Genomic DNA, 21,645 nt, shown 5'->3' on the forward strand with positions numbered 1-21,645 from the left:
GGTTCCTTTCGTCGAACGGTGTTCCAGGAAAGGCTTCTGCGCGGTCATGGCGGTTGCAAACCGAATTCGCTGCCGATTGCGACCTCGGTCACATCCTCTTCGGCAGGGATCGCCCCGGACCGGGGTCAGATACCCAGGTCCTTGATGATCTTGGCGACGTGGCCGGTCGCCTTGACGTTGTAGAGGGCCTTCTCCACCTTGCCCTCTTCGTCGACGACGATCGTGGAGCGGATGACGCCCGTCACCACTTTGCCGTAGAGCTTCTTCTCGCCGTATGCGCCGTACGCCTCCAGGGTTTCCTTGGAGGGGTCGCCGACCAGTGTGACCTTGAGGTTCTCCTTCTCACGGAACTTGGCGAGCTTCTCGGGCTTGTCGGGCGACACGCCGATGACGTCGTATCCGGCGCCGGTCAGCAGCTCCAGGTTGTCGGTGAAGTCGCAGGCCTGCTTGGTGCAACCGGGGGTAAGCGCCGCGGGGTAGAAGTAGACGATGACCTTGCGGCCCTTGTGGTCCGCGAGCGAGACCTCCTTGCCGTCGGCGTCCGGAAGGGTGAAGGCGGGGGCGGTGTCGCCTGTCTGCAGTCGCTCGCTCATGGCTCTCCTCAAGTGGCACGCGGGCTGTGTCGCACCGAGCGTAATAGGGGGTGCCGCCGGGTGTAGGGGCGGTCGAGCTGACAGACTGTCGATGAAGGCTTACCGACGACGACCACGGAGGCGGCGCAGTGTCGGATACGAGGACCCCTGCGCAGATCGAGGCGGACATCATCAGCAGGCGGCAGCAGCTTGCGTTGGTGCTGGACGAGATCGGCGTACGGGTGCACCCGAAGACGATCGTGGGTGACGCGAAGGCCAAGGTCGCGTCGACGGTGGACCGGACGGCCGGGCGCGCTTTCGTCGCGGTGAACCGTTCGGTTTCGGACGTGCGGGCGCAGTTCGTGTCGGAGGACGGTTCGCCGCGGCTGGAGCGGGTGATTCCGGTGGCGGTGGTCGTGGTCGGCGCGGTGGCTCTGCTGACGCTGTCGAAGAGTCGCGGGAAGCGCTGAGGGCCGGTGTCCCGCGCCGCACGGGGCGCCGGGGTTCGGCGCCGGTTTCCGGGCGGCCCCTGGGGCGTGTCGTGCGGTGCGGGGCAGGTAGGTTTCTGCACGTGAGCGACAACGGCATGAGCAACACCGACGACAAGCTGCCGATCCGGATGCTGCACGACCGTGTGCTGGTCCGGTCGGACTCGCCGGAGGGCGAGCGGCGTTCCGGCGGCGGCATCCTGATCCCGGCGACGGCGGCGGTCGGCCGGCGCCTTGCGTGGGCCGTGGTGGTCGCGGTGGGGCAGAACGTGCGGACGGTCGAGCCCGGTGACCGGGTGCTGTACGACCCGGAGGACCGTGCCGAGGTCGAGGTGCGGGGTGTGGCGTACGTGTTGATGCGGGAGCGGGATCTGCATGCCGTGGCCGCTGACCGGTTCGAGGGCTCGGTGGACTCGACGGGGCTGTACCTGTAGGGCGCGGTGTTTGGTCCGTGAGGCCTGGTGACGGTTGTCACCAGGCCTTTTTCCTGCCCTTTGCTACGGTGGCTGGACCCCGACGAGACGCGCCGTACCGGGTTTTCCGTAAAGACGACGCACCCGTTCTGTTCGCGAGTTCCGTCGTGGAGGTGCTGTCGTGGCCTGGGTTCTGTTGATCGTCGCCGGTCTGCTCGAGGTGGGCTGGTCGATCGGGATGAAGTACACCGACGGGTTCACGCGGCTGTGGCCGAGCGTGTTCACCGGTGTGGGGATCGTGGCCAGCATGATGCTGTTGTCGCAGGCGGCGAAGACGCTGCCGATCGGTACGGCGTACGGGGTGTGGGTCGGTATCGGTGCGGCGGGTGCCGCGGTGCTGGGCATGGTGGTGCTGAACGAGCCGGTGACGGCGGCCCGGATCTTCTTCGTCTGTCTGCTGCTCGTCGCCGTGGTGGGCCTGAAGGCGACGTCCGGGCGCTGACGGTTCAGGTGCGGCCGGGGGTGAGGGGGGCCGCCATGTCGTCGCGGTCGTGTTCCTCGGCCTGCCTGCGGTGTTCCTCGGCCTGCCTGCCGCGTTCCTCGGCCTCGTCAGCCTGCCGGTTCCGGTCCCCGTCCGGGTGCTTGCCGGCGGGGGCCCCGGGGTCGCCGCCGGGGTTCTCGCGGTCTCCGGGCTCCCGTCCCGCCGCTTCCCGTCGGGGGGCGGGGGTGGCGGCGTCGGCGGGGTCGGCGGTGCGGGGTGACCGCGGGGCGCGGGGGCTCTCGGTGGTGGTGCGGGTGTCGTCCTGCTCCTCGCGGGATTCGCGCGATTCGCGGGGGCCGGGGGACTTCTCGGTGTCCTGCGTGTCCTCGGTGTCTTCCGTGTCCTCCTCCTCCGCACTCTCGTCCGGGTCGGGTTCTTCGGGGCCTTCGTCGGCCTCCAGGTCGAAGTCCTGTACCTCGGTGCCTTCCAGGGCCGCCCGGGTGTAGGCGGCCCAGGTCTGGGCGGGTGCGCCGCCACCGTTCATGCGGGCAAGGCCGAGGGCGCCGTACAGCGGTTTCTGTACGCCGGTTTCGGGGTCCTGGCCCATGACGGCGATGACGGTGGCGAGGTCGGGGGTGTAGCCGGCGAACCAGGCGGCCTTGTCCTCCTCGGCGGTGCCCGTCTTCCCCGCGGCGGGCCGGCCGGCGCCTTGGGCGGCGGTCCCGGTGCCGCCGTCGACGACGCTGAGCAGTACGGAGGTCGTGGTGTCGGCGGCTTCGCGGCTGATGGCGCGCCGGGTGGTCCTGGCGGGGAGTGGGAGGGAGGTGCCGTTCTTGCTGATCTTGGCGACGAGGGTGCTGGGGCGCTGTTTCCCGTGGTCGGCGAGGGTGGCGTAGGCCGACGCCATGTCGACGACGCTGGCGGTGGCGGGGCCGAGTGCGATGGAGGGGGAGGCGGTGAGGTCCGGGGTGCTCCGGGGGATGCCGAGGGCGACCGCGGTGTCCTTGACCTCGTCGGGACCGACGTCCTGGGCCATCTGGGCGTAGACGGCGTTGACGGATTTGTCGGTGGCCTCGCGGACGGTGATCGAGCCGTAGTCGACGTCGTCCTCGTTGGCGGGCGAGTAGCCGGTGGATCCGGTGGCGCTCCTGACGGTGCGTTCGTTGGTGCCGTCGTAGCGGGTGTTGGGGGTGATCGCGCGGCCCTTCTGGGTGGTGGACCCGTTGGCGATGGCGGCGGCGAGGACGAAGGGCTTGAAGGTGGATCCGACCTGGTAGTCGCGTCGGGTCGCGTTGTTGACGTACTGCTTCGTGTAGTCGATGCCGCCGTAGAGGGCGACGACGTGGCCGTTGGCGGGGTCGACGGAGGCGCCGCCTGCGCGGACGTTGCGGTCGGCGGCACGGTCCTTGCTGGTCTTCTCCAGGACGTTGTCCTGGACGGCTTCGACGAGGGCGCGCTGTTTCTTCTTCTGGAGGGTGGTGGTGATGCGGTAGCCGCCGGTGGCGAGGGTGTTCTCGTCGATGATCCGGTTGGCGGCGAGGTAGCCGTTCACGGCCTGGACGATGTAGCCGCGCTGGCCGGAGAGGGCGGTGGCGGGCTTGACCTTGCCGGGGACGGGGAACTTCATGGCGGCGCGGTCGGCGGGGGTGAGCCAGTTCTGCTTGACCATGCCGTCGAGTACGTAGTTCCAGCGGGCGAGTACGGCGGCCTTGTTCTCAGGGTGGGCGACGACGTCGTAGGAGCTGGGTGCGTTGAGCAGGGAGGCGAGGTAGGCGCCTTCGCCGGCGTCGAGGCGGTCGACGTCCTTGCCGTAGTAGGCGTGGGAGGCCGCCTGGATGCCGTAGGCGTTGCGCCCGAAGTAGCTGGTGTTGAGGTAGCCCTCGAGGATCTCGTCCTTGCTCTGTTCGCGGTCGAGCTTGATGGAGATGAAGAGTTCCTTGGCCTTGCGGACGATGGTCTGTTCCTGGCCGAGGTAGTAGTTCTTGACGTACTGCTGGGTGATCGTGGAGCCGCCCTGCCTGCCTTTGCCGGTGGCGGTGTTCCAGCCGGCGCGGAGGGTGGCCGTGATGTCGATGGCGTCCTCGGAGTAGAAGTCCCGGTCCTCCGCGGCGAGTACGGCGTGCTGGATGGTGCGGGGGATCTTGCGGAGCGGGATGTTCTCGCGGTTGATCTCGCCGTCGCGGGCGATGACGGTGCCGTCCTCGTAGAGGTAGACGTTCGACTGCGCGGTGGCGCTGGCGTTGGCGGCGGGGATGTCGACGAGCTGGTAGCCGGCGATGAATCCGCCGACGAGGACCAGGGCGAGGAAGAGGAAGCCGGCGAGGGTCATGCGCCAGGTGGGTACGGCTCTGCGCCAGCCCGTGCGGCGGGGGCGCTTGGGGCGTTTCGTGCGCCCTTTGCCGTCCTGTGCGCCGTCGGGCTGCGCCGGTCCGGGGGTTGCGGCCGGGGTCGAGGGGTCCCCGGGGGTCCAGCCCCCGGAGCCCTGCTGACCAGGGTCTCCGCCGTTCTGCGGTGGCTCGTGGCTCATGACTGTGGAGGCTCCTCGACTACGGATGATTATCCCATAGTGCACTTTTCGGACCGATAACCCTCGGATCCCTCCACGGAAACGGGGTCGCGGCGGCACGACGCCATGGACTAGCGTCGTGCGCTTTGGTCCTGACTGGCGGAATGACGCGTGGGGGAGGGGCTTCGGTGCGGCTCTATGCGGTGGTAGCGGCCGGCGGATTCAGGCGGTACGCCACCTACCGGACGGCGACGGTGGCGGGGGTGTTCACGAACACCGTCTTCGGTTTCATCGTCGCCTACACCTATATGGCCCTGTGGGACGAGCGGCCGCAGCTCGGCGGCTACGACCAGTCCGAGGCCCTGACGTATGTGTGGCTGGGTCAGGCGCTGCTGATGACCTGCGCGATGATGGGCGGCGGCTTCGAGAGCGAGCTGACGGAGCGGATCCGTACGGGCGACATCGCGGTCGACCTGTACCGGCCCGCCGACCTCCAGTTCTGGTGGCTGGCCGGAGACCTGGGCCGGGCGGCGTTCCATCTGCTGGGGCGCGGGGTGGCGCCGATGGTGCTGGGGTCCCTGGCCTTCGACCTGGCGCTGCCGGGCTCGCCGTGGACGTGGCCGGCCTTCCTGGTGTCGGTGCTGCTCGGGGTGGTGGTGAGCTTCGCGCTGCGCTTCCTGATCGCACTGTCGGCGTTCTGGCTGATGGACGGGGCGGGTGCGCTGCAGATGGCCATGCTGGCGGGGCTCTTCTTCTCCGGGATGCTGCTGCCCCTGACGCTGTTCCCGGGTGTGCTGGGGGAGGTGGCGAGGGCGCTGCCGTGGTCGTCGCTGCTCCAGGTCCCGGCCGATGTCTTCCTCGGCAAGTACACGGGGTGGGGCCTGTTGAGGGCGTACGCCTTCCAGGCCGGGTGGGCGGTTGCGCTGCTGCTGGCCGGGCGCATGCTGCAGTCCGTCGCGACCAGGAGGGTGGTGGTGCAGGGTGGCTGAGGTCGAGGTGGAGGCGGTGGTCGCGCCGGGGCCGGAGGCTGCGGAGGTCGCCTTCGCCGACCGGTCCCGGCTGGTCGAGGGTGTCCGCGCGTACGGGCTGATCGTGGCGATGTGGCTGCGCTCGACGCTTGCGTACCGGGCGTCGTTCGTGATGACGACGGTCGGGAACTTCCTGATGACCGGGTTCGACTTCGTCACGATCATGCTGATGTTCTCGCACGTGGACGCGCTGGGCGGCTACACGCTGCCGGAGATCGCCTTGCTGTACGGGGTGTCGGCGACCGCGTTCGGGCTGTGCGATCTCCTGCTGGGTTCCGTGGACCGGCTGGGGCAGCGGGTGCGCGACGGGACGCTCGACACGCTGCTGGTGCGGCCGGTTCCGGTGCTGGCGCAGGTGGCGGCGGACCGGTTCGCGCTGCGCAGGCTGGGCCGGATCTCGCAGGCGCTGCTGGTGCTGGGGTACGCCCTGGTGACGCTGGACATCGTGTGGACTCCGCTGAAGGTGGTCCTGCTGCCGGTGATGGTGCTCAGCGGGGCGGCGATCTTCGGGGCCGTGTTCGTGGCGGGTGCGGCGTTCCAGTTCCACGCCCAGGACGCCTCGGAGGTGCAGAACGCCTTCACGTACGGCGGGACGACGCTGCTGCAGTATCCGCCGTCGGTCTTCGCGCGGGACCTGGTGCGCGGGGTGACGTTCATCGTGCCGCTGGCGTTCGTGAGCTGGCTGCCCGCGCTGTACGTGCTGGGCCGGGACTACCCGCTGGACCTGCCCCGGTGGGTGGCCTTCCTGCCGCCGGTGGTCGCGGGCGGCTCCTGGGTGCTCGCGGGTCTGGTGTGGCGAGTGGGGCTGCGGTCGTACCGCAGCACGGGAAGCTGAGGAGTGGACGTGGACGACATGGACTTCATCGAACTCGACGGTGTCGAGAAGGTCTTCGACGTACGGCGGAAGACGGGCTTCCTGCGCCGTGAACGGCGTGAGGTGCGGGCGGTGGACGGGATCAGCTTCCGGGTGCCGCGCGGTGAGATGGTCGGCTACATCGGCCCGAACGGGGCGGGCAAGTCGACGACGATCAAGATGCTGACGGGCATCCTGACGCCGAGTGGCGGCAGGCTGCGGGTCGCGGGGATCGACCCTTCCAAGGAACGTACGAAGCTGGCGCACCGCATCGGTGTGGTGTTCGGGCAGCGCACGACCCTCTGGTGGGACCTGCCGCTGCGCGACTCGTACCGGCTGATGCACCGGATGTACCGGATCCCGGACCGCCGTTTCCGGGAGAACCTGGACCGCTGTGTCGAACTCCTCGACCTGGGCGAGCTGCTGGAGGTGCCGGTGCGGCAGCTGTCGTTGGGGCAGCGCATGCGGGGCGACATCGCGGCGGCGCTGCTGCACGATCCGGAGGTGCTGTACCTCGACGAGCCGACGATCGGGCTCGACGTGGTGTCGAAGGCCAAGGTGCGTGGCTTCCTGCGGGACCTGAACGCGGAGCGCGCCACGACCGTGCTCCTGACGACGCATGATCTGACCGACATCGAACAGCTCTGCAAGCGGGTGATGGTGATCGACCACGGCCGCCTGGTGTACGACGGTGCGCTCGCCGGGCTGCACGAGGTCGGTGAGAGCGAGCGGACGCTGGTCGTGGACCTGGAACGTGAACTCCCCCCGATCGAGCTGGCCTCGGAGCCCTCGGTGCGGGTGGTGAAGGTGGAGGGTCCCCGGCAGTGGCTCGCGTTCCCGGCCGCCGCGTCGGCGGCGCCGCTGGTGGCGCGTATCGCGGCGGACTATCCGCTGGTCGACCTGTCGGTACGCGAGCCGGACATCGAGTCCGTCATCGCGAAGATGTACGTGTCGGACTCTGCTCCTGGGCGGTGAGTGAGTTGGCCGGTTCTCGGCAGAGGCCGGCAATAGATGTCGCGTATTGACCTGGTTCAAGCGGCCTGCCTCATCTTCGAATGTGTCCGGATCTCGATCCTCCCCAAACCATTCACTTGACGAGTCAATCAAAAGTGGATTGAATGTTCAACGCCTCAAGCGGTTACGAGAGCGGCGCACTGCATGTACGTGCCGACGAGGGGCCGGTCAAGTGGGTGGCCGGTGATGAGTACACGATCAAGGTAAGCACCAAAGACACTGATGGATCGCTGGGCTTTGTGGTTGCCACGGTCCCTCCGGGGAACGGGCCCATCGCCCATCTTCACGAGCGCAGCGACGAGTCCTTCTACATCCTGAAGGGCGAGTTGGAATTCCTGAACGGCGACAAAACCTTCATGGCATCGGAAGGTGATTTCGTCTTCGTGCCGCGAGGGATTCGACACCGGTTCAGGAACGTCGGTACCGAGGACGTGAAGATGGAATTCTTCTTCGGACTCGCCTCGGCGTTGCCATTCGTGAGGGAGCTGACAGAAAGTGACTCTGCATCTCAAGGGGAAAGTTGCCCTGGTGACGGGTGGGTCTCGCGGAATCGGAGAATCAATCGTCAAGAGACTTGCTGCGGATGGCGCGCGCGTGGCGTTCACCTACGTGAGTTCCGAGCGTCGCGCGCAGGGTGTCGTAGAGGCAGTGAAGTCCGCGGGAGGTACAGCGATTGCGTTGAAAGCGGACAGCGGGAAGCCTGAGGAGGTCCTGGCTTCCATCGGCGCTGCCGTCGAAGAGTTCGGAAGCCTTGACGTTCTTGTCAACAACGCGTTCTCCGGCATCATCGGGTCGTTTGACACGTATTCGCTGGAAGATTTCGACACCATGGTCGGGGTGAACCTTCGCGGGCTTTTCGTGGCCACTCAGGGTGCCGTGGCGCATCTCGGCCAGGGGGGTAAGATCATCAACATCGGGAGCATCATGGCGGATCGGCAGCCGCCTGGTGCCCTGGGAGTCGCGGTTTACAACATGTGCAAGTCCGCCGTAGCCGGATTCACCAGAGGTCTGGCGCGCGAACCGGGCGCACGGGGAATCACGGTCAACACCGTGCAGCCCGGCTCCATCCTGACGGATGCCGTAAGCCAGGACGCTGCGGAACACTGGCTGCCACTCACCCCGGTCGGACGCAACGGGGTGCCGGACGATGTCGCCGGTCTCGTGGCCTTTCTGGCGAGTGAGCAGGCCGACTTCGTGAGCGGTGCGACCTTGAACGTCGACGGCGGATTCGCTTCCTGATTCGACCGCACACCGGGAGGCAGCGCGTCCGACGGGGCGCGTCGACCCGCCTTGAATGGCGGAACAGCCGGTAGGCCCGCCCGGTCGTTGCTCTATAGGGTGCGCGGTATGACAAGCGAAAACTCCGACATGCGTGCCTCCGACGCGGAACGTGAGCGGGTCGCGGAGACCCTCCGGGAGGCCGTGGCCGAGGGCCGGCTGGAGATGGACGAGTTCGAGCAGCGGCTCGACGCCACCTACCGGGCGCGCACCCACGGGGAGTTGGAGCCGCTCGTCCGGGATCTTCCGGTGCCGGGTGCCCCCGTCCGGCCGGTGACCGGGCCGGTCGCCGCGCGGACGGGGCAGGGCACCGACTGGCCTGCGCGGATCGGCGGGCGTGCGACGTCCTCGGGGGCCTTCGCCTTCTGGGGCGGCTTCAGCCGCAAGGGCCGGTGGACGGTGGGCCGGCTGTTCACCTCGTTCGCGATGTGGGGCGGCGGCGAGATCGATCTGCGGGAGGCCCACTTCGCGGAGCGCGATGTCGTGATCCGCTGTTTCACCGTCATGGGAGGTATCCAGGTGACGGTCCCGCCGGACCTCGACGTCCAGGTGAGCGGCCTCGGCATCATGGGCGGTTTCGGTGAGCACTCCAAGATCGAGGAGGAGGACCCGGCCCCGGACTCCCCGCGGGTGAGGATCACCGGGTTCGCGCTGATGGGCGGCGTGGGTGTGGAGCGCAAGCGGAGCAAGGCGGAGAAGCGGCGGTTGCAGGAGCTGGAGCAGGAGCGGCTGATGCGCCTTCGGAAGCCGGACACGGGGGACGGGCGCAAGGAGCTGGGCTGAGCCCCGCCGTCCGTGCCGGGGCCCGTCCGCTGGACCCGGGGCCCGTGTCCCGCCATCTTGCCGCAGCCCGTTCGCAGGATCCGGCAGGGCGTGCCGCGCCGGGCCTCCCGCCCCGTCAGAGCATGTCGCTCTTCGGCGTCCCGTCGACCTCGTCGAGGTCGACGGCGTGGGCCAGCGCGCGGTAGCCGGCGTCGTCGAAGTGCAGATGGTCGCCGGAGTCGTAGGCGGGCAGGATCCGGTTCGGGGCGTACGGGTCGCGTACCGCCCGGTCGAAGTCGACGAAGGCGTCGAAGATGCCGCCGGACCGGATCTCCTCGTTGACCGCCAGGCGTACGGCGTTGCGCTCGGGTGTCCAGCTGGCGTAACCCTGGAAGGGGGTCAGCGTCACCCCGACGACCCGCAGTCCCCGGTCGCGCGCCCGCTCGGCGAGTGCGCGGAGCCCGGCGGTGATGCGGCGGGCGTCCACTTCCTGGGGAGCCTGCTGCACGTCGTTGATTCCCAGCGCGATGACGACGGTCTTCGCTCCGGCGACGGAGAGCGCGTCGCGCTCGAAGCGTCGCGTCGCGCTCTGCCCGCCCAGCTTCTTCACGCCATGGGAGCTGAGCGGGCTGTCACGCAGGACGCGGTTGCCGGCGATGCCCTGGTTGGCCACGCCGTAGCGGTGCCGCAGCCGGTCGGAGAGCACGTCCGGCCAGCGGCTGTTGGCATCGGTGGTGGAGCCGCTGCCCGCGGTGAGCGAGTCGCCGATCACGACGATCGCGCCGGGTGAGGCGTTGTTGTGGACGTCGACGGCCGTCAGGTAGCGCCACCGGGTCGTGCTCCAGGTGCCGTGCCCGTCGGCCAGGTACGACGTCTGGTGTGTGTTGGGGTGCTGGGTGACGGGCCCGGCCGCGTACGGGGTGCGCAGCGTGACGACGAGATCGGCGTCGGGGGCGACGGGGACGACGACCGGGTCGCTGACGACCTGTCCGCCCTTGGCGACGGTGACGGTGGGCCGGCCGCGGAAGGTCACCCGTCGGGTGTTGACGGTCGCCTGGTCGACGACGAGCGGGGAGGCGCCGAAGAGGTTGGACAGGGTGATGCGTGCCGCGTCGCCGCCGATGCTGGTGTGCACGGTGTTCCGGATGGTGCGGCCGGGGTAGCCGTGGGTGGAGTTCGGCTCGGCGCTGACGGGTGCTCCGGTCCAGGTGGCGACCCAGGTGCCGGTGGTGTTCGCCGGGGCGGCCTGGTTGCGGGACGCCGCGTGCGACTCGGATCCGGTGAACGGTGCCGTCCGCTGCGCCGCCACGAGCGACGTACCGAACGCCACGGCTGCGGCGAGGGCGGCGGTGCCTGCCACGAGGGCGATGAGCAGGGTGTACCCCTGGCGCCTGGGCATCTGCGGTGCTTCTCCTTGCGGTGTGCTGCCCGGCGCAGAGTCCTGCGTTCGGGATGGTGTTCGAGTTGTTCTCATGTTGCGGCGACCCCCGGGGAACTCGTCATGCGGCCCGGGAGTAGGTGGGGTAGGGACAATGCGTACGGCACGGCGTGACGCGTACGCGGACGGGTGGAGCGCATGGAACAGGACGCGGGGCAGGGAACGGGATCCGGGCCGGGCGGCCACGGCCCCGGGCGGCCGGGGAGCGCGCCGCCGGGCATCGAGGCCGGGCGGCGGGGGGCGGATCCTGGTGGTGCGCCGCCCGCGGCGCCCGGTGTCCGGCCGTCCGGGCTGCCGTTGGGCGGGTTCGCGTACACGGCCGCCGACGAGGAGAAACAGCGCGGCGTGCGCCGCATGAAGACCACCGCCACGGGACTGCTCCTCCTGGTCGCGCTCGTGTACGTCCTCGCCACGTGGGCGGAGAACTCGGGAGTGGGGGGCTGGCCGGGCTACGTCGCAGCGGCTGCCGAGGCTGGAATGGTGGGTGCGCTTGCGGACTGGTTCGCCGTCACGGCGCTCTTCCGGCGCCCGCTCGGCCTGCCCATCCCCCACACTGCCATCATTCCTACCAAGAAGGATCAGTTGGGGGAGTCACTCGGTTCCTTCGTGGGCGAGAATTTTCTCTCCGGAGACGTCGTTCGTGACCGAATTCACGCTCTGGGGGTCGGTGCGCGCCTCGGGACGTGGCTCGCCGAGCCCGCTCACGCCGACCGGGTCACGGCCGAGCTCGCCACGGCGCTGCGGGGCGCGCTGACGGTGCTTCGGGACTCCGACGTGCAGGCGGTCGTCGGGGAGGCGATCACCCGGCGGGCGGAGGCCGCGGAAGTCGGCCCGGGCATGGGCAAGATGCTGGAGAGGATCGTCGCGGACGGCGGGCACCGCAAGGTCGTCGACCTCGTCTGCGTACGGGCGCACGACTGGCTGGTGCTGCACGGCGACTCCGTGATGGACGCGGTGCAGGGCGGGGCGCCCGGCTGGACCCCGCGCTTCGTCGACAAGCGGGTGGGGGAGCGGGTCTACAAGGAGCTGCTGCGCTTCGTCACGGAGATGCGGGACATGCCCAGGCATCCGGCGCGCGGCTCGATCGACAGGTTCCTGACGGACTTCGCCGCCGACCTCCAGACGGACAGCGACACCCGCGCCCGGGTCGACCGTCTGAAGTCGGAGATCCTGGGGCGCGGTGAGGTGCAGGACGTCATCGCGTCCGCCTGGTCGTCCGTGCGCTCGATGATCCTCGCGGCCGCCGAGGACGAGCGCAGTGAACTGCGGCTGCGGGCCAGGGCCTCGCTGATGTCCCTCGGCGCGCGACTGTCCACGGACGAGAGGCTGCAGGCCAAGCTGGGGGGGTGGCTGGAGGACGCGGCGGCGTACGTCGTCACGACGTACCGCACCGAGATCACCTCGCTCATCAGCGACACCGTCGCCGGCTGGGACGCCCACCAGACGTCGAAGAAGATCGAGGCGAACATCGGCCGCGACCTGCAGTTCATCCGGATCAACGGCACCGTGGTCGGCGCGCTGGCCGGGCTGGCGATCTATTCCGTGTCACAGGCGCTGGGGGGCTGACCGGGGGCGTGCCCGTCCTGTCGTACGGACACGCCCCCGGGTCACGCGGGGAGTTGCTGTTCAGTACGCACCCGGCGGCGTCCGTGTTCAATCCCCTGGCACGGATTTTCTGTGCGCCCGGGTGATTTCTTCGCGGTGCCGTGTGCTGTCTCAGGCGTTGCGCCGGGTGACCGCCCAGGACGCGGCGGCGATGCCGCCCGCCACGGTGAACACGGCGGGCCAGGCGCCGACCTTCTTGGCCAGCGGGTGCGAGCCGGCGAACGCGGCGACGTAGGCGACGGTCAGGGCGGTGGCCGCGCGGGGCCCGGCCTGCCTGTTCCAGCCGTACGCCGCCACCGAGCCGGCGGCGGCCAGGGCGACGCCGCCCAGCTGGCGCTTCCGGGTCCATCGGGCGATTCCGTACCCGCCGACGAGACCGCTCGCCGCCACTGCCGCTGTCGGGACCTTCGCCATTGCCGCCACCTTCGATCTCGCGGGTGCCGGCCTGCTGCCGGCATGTGCCGAGGACCCGAGAATAGTTCTCGGGTCCTCGGTGCACTGCGGCCGGGCCGGTCTGCGGGCGGGTGATCGCGCCGGTGTCCGGCCGGCCGGTGGGTGCCCGGTGCCCGGGCCGCCCGGTCAGTCGGTGCCGAACTCCATCGCGGCGCGGTCGAGCAGCTCGTCGTCGCCCGAGACCTCGCCGCGCGAGGCGATCGCCTGGGCGCCGCCCTCCGGCATGGCTCCGATGAGTCCGGTCGCCGCGGCCTGGGCCGCGCCGATCAGCGCCGGCTGCGAGGTGCCCACGAGGCCGAGGCTCGCGAACTGCTCCAGCCGGGCGCGCGAGTCGGCGATGTCGAGGTTGCGCATGGTGAGCTGGCCGATCCGGTCCACGGGGCCGAACGCCGAGTCCTCGGTGCGCTCCATCGACAGCTTGTCCGGGTGGTAGCTGAAGGCCGGTCCCGTGGTGTCGAGGATCGAGTAGTCCTCACCGCGCCGCAGCCGCAGGGTCACCTCGCCGGTGACGGCGGAGCCGACCCAGCGCTGAAGGGATTCACGGACCATGAGGGCCTGCGGGTCCAGCCAGCGGCCCTCGTACATCAGCCGGCCGAGGCGCCGTCCCTCGTTGTGGTAGTGGGCGAGGGTGTCCTCGTTGTGGATGGCGTTGACGAGGCGCTCGTAGGCGGCGTGCAGGAGTGCCAGGCCCGGGGCCTCGTAGACGCCGCGGCTCTTCGCCTCGATGATGCGGTTCTCGATCTGGTCCGACATGCCCAGGCCGTGGCGGCCGCCGATGGCGTTCGCCTCCATCACCAGGTCGACGGCGGTGGCGAAGGGCTTGCCGTTGATCGTCACCGGCCGGCCCTGGTCGAAGCCGATCGTGACGTCCTCGGGGGCGATCTCGACCGAGGGGTCCCAGAAGCGGACGCCCATGATCGGGTCGACGGTCTCGACCCCGGTGTCGAGGTGCTCCAGCGTCTTCGCCTCGTGGGTGGCGCCCCAGATGTTGGCGTCCGTGGAGTACGCCTTCTCCGTGCTGTCGCGGTAGGGCAGGCCGTGGGCGACGAGCCACTCGGACATCTCCTTGCGTCCGCCGAGCTCGGTGACGAAGTCGGCGTCGAGCCAGGGCTTGTAGATGCGCAGGTGGGGGTTGGCCAGCAGGCCGTAGCGGTAGAACCGCTCGATGTCGTTGCCCTTGAACGTGGAGCCGTCGCCCCAGATCTGTACGTCGTCCTCGAGCATCGCCCGGACCAGCAGGGTCCCGGTGACGGCCCTGCCCAGCGGCGTCGTGTTGAAGTAGGCGCGGCCGCCGGAGCGGATGTGGAACGCGCCGCAGGCGAGCGCTGCCAGGCCCTCCTCGACCAGTGCCGCCCGGCAGTCGACCAGGCGCGCGATCTCGGCGCCGTAGGCCTTCGCGCGGCCCGGCACCGACGCGATGTCGGGCTCGTCGTACTGGCCGATGTCGGCGGTGTAGGTGCACGGGACGGCACCCTTGTCGCGCATCCACGCGACGGCGACGGACGTGTCGAGGCCGCCCGAGAAAGCGATGCCGACGCGGTCACCGGTGGGCAGGGAGGTGAGAACCTTAGACATGGGAAGAGTATGCATGCTCGTGCATGTATATGCAAGTGCCGTAAGGGGTCGCCCGGGCCCGGTCCGGCCGGCTGTCGCCAGGGGGGTGCACAAGCGTTTACCCTGAGGGGTGAACGCTTGTGCACCCCCCTCTGCTTACGGAGATCCGATGACCGAACCCGCATCCGCGCCCGCCCCGGACCACCCCCGCTTCGCCGTCGGCATCCTGGCCTTCTGCGGCGTCGTGGTCGCCATCATGCAGACGATCGTCGTGCCGCTGCTCCCGCACATACCGGGGCTCACCGGCGCGACCCCGGCGGCCGCGAGCTGGCTCGTCACCGTGACCCTCCTGACCGGCGCGGTGTTCACCCCGGTGCTGGGCAGGATCGGCGACATGTACGGCAAGCGCCGCGTCCTCGTCGCGTCGCTGGTTGTCCTCGTCGTCGGTTCCGTGCTGTGCGCGGTCAGCTCCCACATCGGCCTGCTGATCGCCGGGCGCGCGCTCCAGGGCGCGGCCATCGCCGTCGTGCCCCTGGGCATCAGTATCCTGCGCGACGAACTCCCGCCTGAGCGGGTGCTGTCGGCCGTGGCGCTGATGAGTTCGACCCTGGGCATCGGTGCGGCCGTGGGGCTGCCCGTCGCAGCGGTTGTCATCGAGAACTTCGAATGGCACACGATGTTCTGGGTCTCCGGCGTGATCGGACTCATAGACATCGCCCTGGTGCTCCGCTTCGTACCGGAGTCCCCCTTGCGCTCCCGTGGCCGGTTCGACGTGCTCGGCGCGCTCGGACTGACCGCCGCCCTGGTCTGCCTGCTGCTGGCCGTCACCCAGGGAGGCGGCTGGGGCTGGACGTCGGTCCGGACCCTGGGCCTGCTCGCCGCCGCGGTCGTGATCGCCCTTGTCTGGGGGGTCCACGAGCTCCGGGTGCGCACTCCCATGGTCGACCTGCGGGTGTCGGCCCGGCCCGCCGTGCTCCTCACCAACGTGGCCGCGCTGCTGATCGGCTTCGCCTTCTACGCCAACTCGCTGGTCACCGCCCAGATGGTGCAGGAGCCGAAGGCCACCGGCTACGGCCTCGGCGCCTCGCTCGTCGTCAGCGGACTGTGCCTGCTGCCCGGCGGTGTGACGATGGTGGCGCTCTCGCCGGTATCGGCGCGCATCTCGGCGAAGCACGGCCCGAGGACGAGCCTGGCGCTGGCCGCCGGGATCATCGCCGTCGGCTATGTGGTGCGGTACTTCACCAGTCACAGCCTCGGGCTGATCATCGCGGGCGCCACGGTCGTGGCGGCCGGTACGGCGATCGCGTACTCCGCGCTCCCGGCGCTTGTCATGCGCGGTGTCCCCGTGAGCGAGACGGGCGCGGCCAACGGCCTGAACACCCTCATGCGGTCGATCGGCCAGGCCTTCTGCAGTGCCACGGTTGCGGCGGTGCTGGCCAACCTGACGTTTCTGGCAGGAGGCCGCGAGGCCCCGACTCTCGGGGCCTACCAGATGGTCTTCCTCATCGCGGGCGGCGCCGCACTGCTGGCGCTCGGCGTGACACTGTGCCTGCCCGGCGGCAGCGGTAAGGTTGGAGGTAAACGCAGGAGCAGCGGCCGTACGCGGACGATGCCTATCCAGGAGGGCGCATGACCGCCCGAGTCACCGCACCGACCGCGCCGGACGCGGCCGCCACGGGCAAGGACGCGATCCTGCTCGCCGCGCGCCGCGCGTTCACCCAGCGGCCGTACGCCGAGGTGACCCTCCGGGGCATCGCCGCCGATGCGGGGGTGAGCGCGTCCCTCCTGGTGAAGCACTTCGGCCGCAAGGAGGAACTCTTCAACACGGTCGCCGACTTCGGTCCCGCCGCCGAGGAGCTCTTCGACGCCCCGCTCGACGGGCTCGGCCGCCACATGGTGCTGATGCTCGTCCGTCGGCGCAGGGAGCAGAAGGGGGACCCGCTCCTGCGGGTCGTCTTCTCCCTCGGCAACCACGACGAGCGCTCCCTGCTCCGTGTGCGTTTCCACGAGCAGGTGACCGAACGCCTGACGGCGCGGCTCCCAGGCCGTGAGCGGGCCCTGCGCGCCGAACTGATCGCCGGCCACCTCATCGGTCTGGGTGCCACCCTCAGCCTGCACCGGGAGGGCGCGGGCGCGCGGGCGACGCCGGAGCACCTCGCGGACCTCTACGCCCCCGCGCTGCAGAGCCTGGTGGAGGGCTGACCGGCCCGGAGCGATAGGGTCCTGACCAATCGACGAGGGGGGCCTCATGCCGATCCGTACCGGCCTGCGTTCCGCGACAGCGGCTGTGATCCTGGGAGTGAGCCTGGTGGGCTGCGGCGCGGCCACCACCACCGACGGGCCGGGTGGCGACGTCCCGTACGTGGATCCGTCCGCCGCGGTCGCGGCGAAGGCGGCCGCCGACGAAGCGTCACCGAAGCCCGTCCCGACCGGGGCGGCACAGGCCGTCGAGACGGGTCCCGCCGGGCCCGCACTGGTGCGGGACGCGTTCGCCGGACTCCAGGCGACCCTGATGGACGGCTGCACGCCCGGTGACGGCAACTGTGCCTACTTCCTGGGCCGGGTCAACGAGGAGCTGGGGGGACTGGACGAGTCGATGAAGGCCGACAAGCAGGGCCCCGAGCACTTCAGGGAGCCCATCGCCTGGATCGGCACGCTGCGCACGACGCTGCACGGCGACTTCTCCACAGCCAACCTGGAGAAGCACCGCGGCCTGCTGCTCGGCACAAGGGGCCGGGTCAACACCTGGATGCAGGGCCACCCGGAGGACTACCGCTGAAGCCCGGGAGAGCCCGCGCCGGACCCTCGCGTGAGGCCCGACGGCCCGGCCGACGGGACACCCGCGGGTCACACCCGCAGGACCTCGATGCCCAGGCCGGTGAACTCCTCGACGACGTCCGCCGGTGCGTCGCGGTCCGTGACCAGGACCGACACCGCGCCGGTTTCGCACACCTGGGCGAAGGCCCGGCGTCCGAGTTTCGACGAGTCGGCCACCACGATCACCGTGCCGGCGCACTCGGCGAGTGCCCGGTTGGCCCCGGCCTCGGACTCGTCGTGGGTGGCCGCGCCGAAGCGCGGGTGCATGGCGTCCACGCCGAGGATCGTGTAGTCGAGTGCGAGGGTGCGCAGGACGGAGTCGACCAGGGGGCCGACGAGTTCGTACGAGTTCGGCCGGGCCACCCCGCCGGTGACGACGATCTTGACCTGGGGACGGACCGCGAGCTCGTTGGCGATGTTGATCGCGTTGGTCACCACGGTCAACGCCGTGCCGCCGCCCGCGGGTTCGGGCCGTACGGCCAGCTCCCTGGCCACCTCGGAGGTCGTCGTACCGCCGTTGATGCCCACGGTGGAGCCGGACGGGACGAGTTCGGCGGCGGCCTTCGCGATGCGCTGCTTCTCGTCGGCCCTGCGGGCGGCCTTGTAGCGCAGCGGCAGGTCGTAGGCGACGGTGCTCACCACCGCGCCGCCCCGGGTGCGGGTCAGCAGGTTCTGCCGGGCCAGTTCGTCCAGGTCGCGGCGGACGGTGGCGGGGGAGCAGTCGAGCTGTTCGGCGGCTTCGAGTACGTCGAGGTGGCCCTGGTCGCCGAGGATCTCCAGCAGCCGGGTCCATCGTGTGTGCGCCGCCACCTGGTCCTCCTTGCTCGGAGCGAACCCTATCGCCCGGGGCGTGCCAGGAGCGCAAGCAGGCGGGCCACCTCCGCGGCGACGGCGTCGCGGGCCGGGCCGAGGTAGGCGCGGGGGTCGGCGGCGTCCGCGTGGGTGTCCAGATAGCCGCGGACGGCGCGCGTGAACAGCTTGTTCAGGTGGGTGGAGATGTTCACCTTCGTCATGCCCGCGACGATCGCCTCGGCGAGGCCCTCGTCACCGACACCCGAGGAGCCGTGCAGGACGAGCGGGACGCCCACCGCGTCGCGCAGTCGGGTGATGAGCGCGAAGTCGAGGGCGGCGTCGCGGGTCAGCATCGCGTGGGAACTGCCGACGGCCACGGCCAGGGCGTCGACACCCGTGGCCTCGACGAATGCGCGGGCCTCGTCCGGATCCGTGCGCACACCGGGGGCGTGTGCCCCGTCCTTGCCGCCGATCTCGCCCAGTTCCGCTTCCACCCACACCCCCTGGCCGTGGCAGTAGTCGGTGATCTCCCGGGTCGCGGCCACGTTGTCGTCGTAGGGCAGCTTCGACGCGTCGAACATGACCGAGGTGAAGCCGAGCCGGACGGCCTCGCGCACCAGCCCGGCCGACTCGGCGTGGTCGAGGTGCACGGCCACCGGCACGTCTGCGGCCCGCGCGACGGCGAGCGAGGCGAGCCCGATCGCTTCGAGGGTGCCGTGATAGCGGGCGGTGTTCTCGCTGACCTGCAGGATCACCGGCAGCCCGGCCGTCTCCGCCCCGCGCGCGATGGCCTGCGCGTGTTCGATCTGCACCACGTTGAACGCCCCGATGCCGGCCGCACCGGTGCGGGCGCCGTGGGTGATGTCACCGGTGGATGTGAGCGGCATGGGCTTCCTTCGCGAGGGCGGATGCGTGAAACCAGGCGAGAAATGCTCGAAGTTGCTCATTTATAGCGCGTATCAAGCAGATATGAAACAGGGGTTGTTTCTGAGTGCCCTGTTTCGTGGCGCCATCGCGGATGTGCGGCGGGAGGCCCACGAGGAGGCGTGCCAGGCGTAGTTGAACGACGCGGCCGGCCCCGCCGCCGGGTGACCCCGCTCCGCGGCGGGCCGGTGGTCCGCCCAGCTCTCCGGTCCGGTGGCCGGCGCGCTCCGCCGCCGACCGGTGATCCACATGCGGTCCGGGACCGGGGGCGCGAGTATCGGTTTACGGGCGGTGGCCCGGCTGCGCCCAGGCCCTCTCGGGCCGGTTCTCCCTTCCGGGCGCTCCGGTCCGCCTCCCGGCCAAGCCACCAGGGGGGTCTGGAGGTAACCGGATGCCGCGGCCCCTGTGGACCGGAGCGATCAGCTTCGGCCTGGTCACCATCCCGATCAAGGTGGTGTCCGCCACCGAGAACCACTCGATCTCCTTCCACCAGTACCACCGGGAGGACATGGGGCGGATCCGTACTCGCAAGGTGTGCGAGCTCGACGGCGAGGTCCTCACGCAGGAGGAGATCGGCAAGGGCTACGAGATCGCCAAGGACCGGACCGTGCCCGTCACGGACGAGGAACTCGACCGGATGCCGCTGCCGACGGCGAAGGCCATCGACATCGTGGCGTTCGTCGACGCCGACAGCATCGACCCCGTGCGGATCGGCGACAGCTACTACCTCGCGGTCGACGGCCAGGTCGCGGCGAAGCCGTACACCCTGCTGCGCAAGGCGCTGGAGCGCAGCGACAAGGTCGCCGTGGCGAAGTTCGCCTGGCACAACCGCGAGCGGCTGGGGCTCCTGCGGGTACGGGATGACGCCATCGTCCTGCATTCCATGCGGTGGCCGGACGAGATCCGCAGCCCCGAATCCCTGGCCCCCCGGGAGACGGAGCTGGACGAGGACGAGATCGAACGGGCCGTGCAGCTCACCGACAGCATGGCCCTGGACGGCATCTCCGGCTTCCGCGACCGCTACCGGGAGGCCCTGGAAGAGCTGATCGCGGCCAAGTCGGAGGGCAAGCCCCTTCCGGCCGAGCCAGGCGGCGAGGGCGAGGAGGAGCCGGGGAAGGTCATGGACCTCATGGCCGCGCTCAACGCCTCGGTGAAGGCGGCGAAGGAGACGCGGGGCGAGGACGCCACCGTGCACGAGATGACGCCCGGCAAACCCCGGGCCCGGAAGAAGGCCGCGTCGGGGTCCCCGAAGGCGGCCGCCGGGAAGACGTCCGCCCGCAAGACCACTGCCAAGAAGACCACTGCCAAGAAGACCGCTTCCGGGAGGGCCACGGCCAAGAAGCAGCCGGCCAGGAAGACGGCCGCGAGGAAGCGGACGGCCTCCTGACCCGTTCCCGCGGACCTGCCTGCTGAGGGAATCCGCCGGGTTACGGCCCTCCTCGGCCGACGTCGTCCGGCGCGAGGTCCGGACGCAGCCGGTGCCAGGAGGGATGGCGCAGCCGCCCCGCCTTGGTACGGGTCGAGTAGCCCACCTCGCCGACCAGCCGGGGCAGCACCCACCGGGCGCCGGCGACCCGCGGATTCTCGTCGAAGGGGCACGTGTCGACGGCGGCCACGTCGAGCAGTCCCGCGAGCCGGGTCCGCTCGGCGTCGCTCCACCCCGTGCCGACGCTGCCGGCGTACCGGAGCCCGTCCGCGTGCCGCTCGCCGACCAGCAGCGCGCCGGGCAGACCGCCGAGCCGGCCTCGTCCCGGCACCCAGCCGCCGACGATCACGTCGACCGTGCGGACGTGCCGGATCTTGATCCAGGTGCGGGCGCGGACCCCGGGCTCGTACACCGACGTGAGGCGCTTGGCGATGACGCCTTCGAGTCCGGCCTTCCGCGTCATGGCCAGTGCGCTCTCGCCGTGCCCGACGACGACCGCGGGCGTCGACCAGTGGGGCCCGTCGAGCCTCAGAGCCTCCAGCGTCGCCCGCCGCTCGGCGTAGGGCCGGGCCGTCAGGCTCGTCCCGTCCAGGAACACCACGTCGAACAGCACCAGGTGCGCGGGGACCAGCTGGGCCATGCGGGCGGCCTTCTGCGGGGACCCCGAGAGCCCCATCCGCGACTGCAGCCGCTCGAAGTCGCCGCGCCCCTGACTGTCCAGGGCGACGATCTCGCCGTCCAGCACCGCCGGTACGCCGCCGAGCGCGGCCCCGAGCGCGGCCAGATCCGGATAGGCCGGGGTGATGTCGGCGCCCGACCTGGCCAGCAGCCGGAGCGTTCCGTCCCCCTCCGCGTAGGCCATGGCGCGCTGGCCGTCCTGCTTGACCTCGTACGCCCACTGGTCGTCGGAGGCTGCGGACGGCAGACGGCCCGGGGTGGCGAGCATCGGGGCGATACGGGGCAAGGAGGGCATTGCAGCACCTTCTCAGCCCCACCCGGGCGGGGCCGGTGATCAGGGCCGGTGAGCCGACATCCTGTGCCCGAAGCGGTCGGGTGGCGATGAGCCTCGCCGATCGCCACTTGAGCCATGAAGGAGGGCCGTCCGGCGCTGCGCCCCGAGGCCGCACGGCCCTCCAATGGGTGCCGCATGCCCCGGCGGTGATTACCGTCGGCCCGGCCTGCGCACCGGAGCCGGCGCAACGCCCTGGCGGCGATGCGACGGGCATATGCGACACGGGGAG

At 70.4% G+C, this 21,645-nt stretch carries 21 protein-coding genes, 1 pseudogene and 1 riboswitch; of the genes and pseudogenes, 14 read left to right on the plus strand and 8 right to left on the minus strand.

The window, feature by feature from the left end; genetic code table 11:
• Window positions 1–125 precede the first annotated feature (125 nt).
• A complete protein-coding gene (bcp, locus tag ACFU5K_RS03585; protein ID WP_384056251.1) occupies window positions 126–593 on the minus strand; it encodes a thioredoxin-dependent thiol peroxidase in 468 nt (155 codons plus the stop codon).
• Between the two features lie 128 nt (window positions 594–721).
• On the opposite strand from bcp, the gene ACFU5K_RS03590 reads away from it, so the two are divergent.
• The 3 genes from ACFU5K_RS03590 to ACFU5K_RS03600 all read left to right on the plus strand — a co-directional run bounded on the left by ACFU5K_RS03590 (window position 722) and on the right by ACFU5K_RS03600 (window position 1,975).
• Window positions 722–1,042 carry a DUF3618 domain-containing protein gene (locus ACFU5K_RS03590; protein ID WP_384056254.1) on the plus strand — a complete coding sequence of 107 codons (321 nt, stop codon included), beginning with the start codon at window positions 722–724 and terminating at the stop codon, window positions 1,040–1,042.
• A 116-nt stretch (window positions 1,043–1,158) separates the two neighbouring features.
• On the plus strand, window positions 1,159–1,494 hold the full coding sequence (locus tag ACFU5K_RS03595) for a co-chaperone GroES (RefSeq protein ID WP_073747983.1): 336 nt from the start codon (window positions 1,159–1,161) through the stop codon (window positions 1,492–1,494).
• Window positions 1,495–1,542: 48 nt separating this feature from the next.
• A riboswitch (guanidine-III (ykkC-III) riboswitch) is annotated at window positions 1,543–1,618 on the plus strand.
• Window positions 1,619–1,654: 36 nt separating this feature from the next.
• Window positions 1,655–1,975 (plus strand): DMT family transporter, encoded by a 321-nt coding sequence (locus ACFU5K_RS03600; RefSeq protein WP_384056257.1) that lies wholly within the window; start codon window positions 1,655–1,657, stop codon window positions 1,973–1,975.
• 4 nt (window positions 1,976–1,979) lie between these two features.
• On the opposite strand, the gene ACFU5K_RS03605 is transcribed toward ACFU5K_RS03600, so the two are convergent.
• The gene (locus tag ACFU5K_RS03605) at window positions 1,980–4,481 is read right to left on the minus strand and encodes a transglycosylase domain-containing protein (RefSeq protein ID WP_384056260.1); all 2,502 of its coding nucleotides are present in this window, start codon (window positions 4,479–4,481) and stop codon (window positions 1,980–1,982) included.
• A 167-nt stretch (window positions 4,482–4,648) separates the two neighbouring features.
• On the opposite strand from ACFU5K_RS03605, the gene ACFU5K_RS03610 reads away from it, so the two are divergent.
• From ACFU5K_RS03610 to ACFU5K_RS03635, 6 genes and pseudogenes are all read left to right on the plus strand, one after another.
• Window positions 4,649–5,449, plus strand: a complete 801-nt coding sequence (locus ACFU5K_RS03610) for an ABC transporter permease (RefSeq protein WP_384056263.1) — start codon at window positions 4,649–4,651, stop codon at window positions 5,447–5,449.
• A complete protein-coding gene (locus ACFU5K_RS03615) occupies window positions 5,442–6,323 on the plus strand; it encodes an ABC transporter permease (protein WP_384056265.1) in 882 nt (293 codons plus the stop codon). Before ACFU5K_RS03610 ends, ACFU5K_RS03615 begins: the two co-directional genes overlap by 8 nt.
• A gap of 18 nt (window positions 6,324–6,341) precedes the next feature.
• The gene (locus ACFU5K_RS03620) at window positions 6,342–7,316 is read left to right on the plus strand and encodes an ATP-binding cassette domain-containing protein (RefSeq protein WP_384056363.1); all 975 of its coding nucleotides are present in this window, start codon (window positions 6,342–6,344) and stop codon (window positions 7,314–7,316) included.
• Window positions 7,317–7,459: 143 nt separating this feature from the next.
• Window positions 7,460–7,783 (plus strand): annotated as a pseudogene (locus tag ACFU5K_RS03625) (cupin domain-containing protein); the annotation flags it as partial.
• A gap of 67 nt (window positions 7,784–7,850) precedes the next feature.
• Entirely contained in the window at window positions 7,851–8,594 is a 744-nt protein-coding gene (locus ACFU5K_RS03630; protein WP_384056268.1) for a 3-oxoacyl-ACP reductase family protein, read from the plus strand.
• A 129-nt stretch (window positions 8,595–8,723) separates the two neighbouring features.
• Complete coding sequence (locus tag ACFU5K_RS03635) at window positions 8,724–9,416, plus strand: DUF1707 domain-containing protein (RefSeq protein ID WP_384056366.1); 693 nt, start codon at window positions 8,724–8,726, stop codon at window positions 9,414–9,416.
• A gap of 115 nt (window positions 9,417–9,531) precedes the next feature.
• Here the strand turns inward: ACFU5K_RS03635 and ACFU5K_RS03640 are convergent, their stop codons facing one another.
• Window positions 9,532–10,794, minus strand: a complete 1,263-nt coding sequence (locus ACFU5K_RS03640) for an SGNH/GDSL hydrolase family protein (protein ID WP_384056271.1) — start codon at window positions 10,792–10,794, stop codon at window positions 9,532–9,534.
• A gap of 177 nt (window positions 10,795–10,971) precedes the next feature.
• Here ACFU5K_RS03640 and ACFU5K_RS03645 point away from each other — a divergent pair, with 177 nt between their 5' ends.
• Window positions 10,972–12,399 (plus strand): DUF445 domain-containing protein, encoded by a 1,428-nt coding sequence (locus ACFU5K_RS03645; RefSeq protein ID WP_384056274.1) that lies wholly within the window; start codon window positions 10,972–10,974, stop codon window positions 12,397–12,399.
• Window positions 12,400–12,549: 150 nt separating this feature from the next.
• Here the strand turns inward: ACFU5K_RS03645 and ACFU5K_RS03650 are convergent, their stop codons facing one another.
• Together ACFU5K_RS03650 and argG are read right to left on the minus strand one after the other, a co-directional pair.
• Window positions 12,550–12,852: a hypothetical protein gene (locus ACFU5K_RS03650; protein WP_384056276.1), complete on the minus strand. Its 303-nt coding sequence runs from the start codon at window positions 12,850–12,852 to the stop codon at window positions 12,550–12,552.
• Between the two features lie 165 nt (window positions 12,853–13,017).
• Window positions 13,018–14,466 (minus strand): argininosuccinate synthase, encoded by a 1,449-nt coding sequence (gene argG, locus ACFU5K_RS03655; protein WP_384056279.1) that lies wholly within the window; start codon window positions 14,464–14,466, stop codon window positions 13,018–13,020.
• A gap of 148 nt (window positions 14,467–14,614) precedes the next feature.
• On the opposite strand from argG, the gene ACFU5K_RS03660 reads away from it, so the two are divergent.
• The 3 genes from ACFU5K_RS03660 to ACFU5K_RS03670 are packed head-to-tail and all read left to right on the plus strand — an operon-like array spanning window position 14,615 to window position 17,224.
• Window positions 14,615–16,078 (plus strand): MFS transporter, encoded by a 1,464-nt coding sequence (locus ACFU5K_RS03660; RefSeq protein ID WP_384056282.1) that lies wholly within the window; start codon window positions 14,615–14,617, stop codon window positions 16,076–16,078.
• Window positions 16,075–16,647: a TetR family transcriptional regulator gene (locus tag ACFU5K_RS03665; RefSeq protein WP_384056284.1), complete on the plus strand. Its 573-nt coding sequence runs from the start codon at window positions 16,075–16,077 to the stop codon at window positions 16,645–16,647. Before ACFU5K_RS03660 ends, ACFU5K_RS03665 begins: the two co-directional genes overlap by 4 nt.
• 46 nt (window positions 16,648–16,693) lie before the next feature.
• Complete coding sequence (locus ACFU5K_RS03670; protein ID WP_384056287.1) at window positions 16,694–17,224, plus strand: hypothetical protein; 531 nt, start codon at window positions 16,694–16,696, stop codon at window positions 17,222–17,224.
• Window positions 17,225–17,292: 68 nt separating this feature from the next.
• Here ACFU5K_RS03670 and ACFU5K_RS03675 read toward each other — a convergent pair whose 3' ends face one another.
• Entirely contained in the window at window positions 17,293–18,072 is a 780-nt protein-coding gene (locus tag ACFU5K_RS03675; protein WP_384056289.1) for a DeoR/GlpR family DNA-binding transcription regulator, read from the minus strand.
• Between the two features lie 26 nt (window positions 18,073–18,098).
• Window positions 18,099–18,941 (minus strand): ketose-bisphosphate aldolase, encoded by an 843-nt coding sequence (locus ACFU5K_RS03680; RefSeq protein ID WP_384056292.1) that lies wholly within the window; start codon window positions 18,939–18,941, stop codon window positions 18,099–18,101.
• Between the two features lie 428 nt (window positions 18,942–19,369).
• Between ACFU5K_RS03680 and ACFU5K_RS03685 the strand changes: the two genes are divergently transcribed.
• Window positions 19,370–20,365, plus strand: a complete 996-nt coding sequence (locus ACFU5K_RS03685) for a Ku protein (protein WP_384056295.1) — start codon at window positions 19,370–19,372, stop codon at window positions 20,363–20,365.
• A gap of 40 nt (window positions 20,366–20,405) precedes the next feature.
• On the opposite strand, the gene ligD is transcribed toward ACFU5K_RS03685, so the two are convergent.
• A complete protein-coding gene (ligD, locus tag ACFU5K_RS03690; protein WP_384056298.1) occupies window positions 20,406–21,377 on the minus strand; it encodes a non-homologous end-joining DNA ligase in 972 nt (323 codons plus the stop codon).
• Window positions 21,378–21,645: the final 268 nt, after the last annotated feature.

The sequence above is a fragment of the Streptomyces sp. NPDC057428 genome (genome assembly GCF_042803195.1).
Lineage (GTDB): Bacteria > Actinomycetota > Actinomycetes > Streptomycetales > Streptomycetaceae > Streptomyces.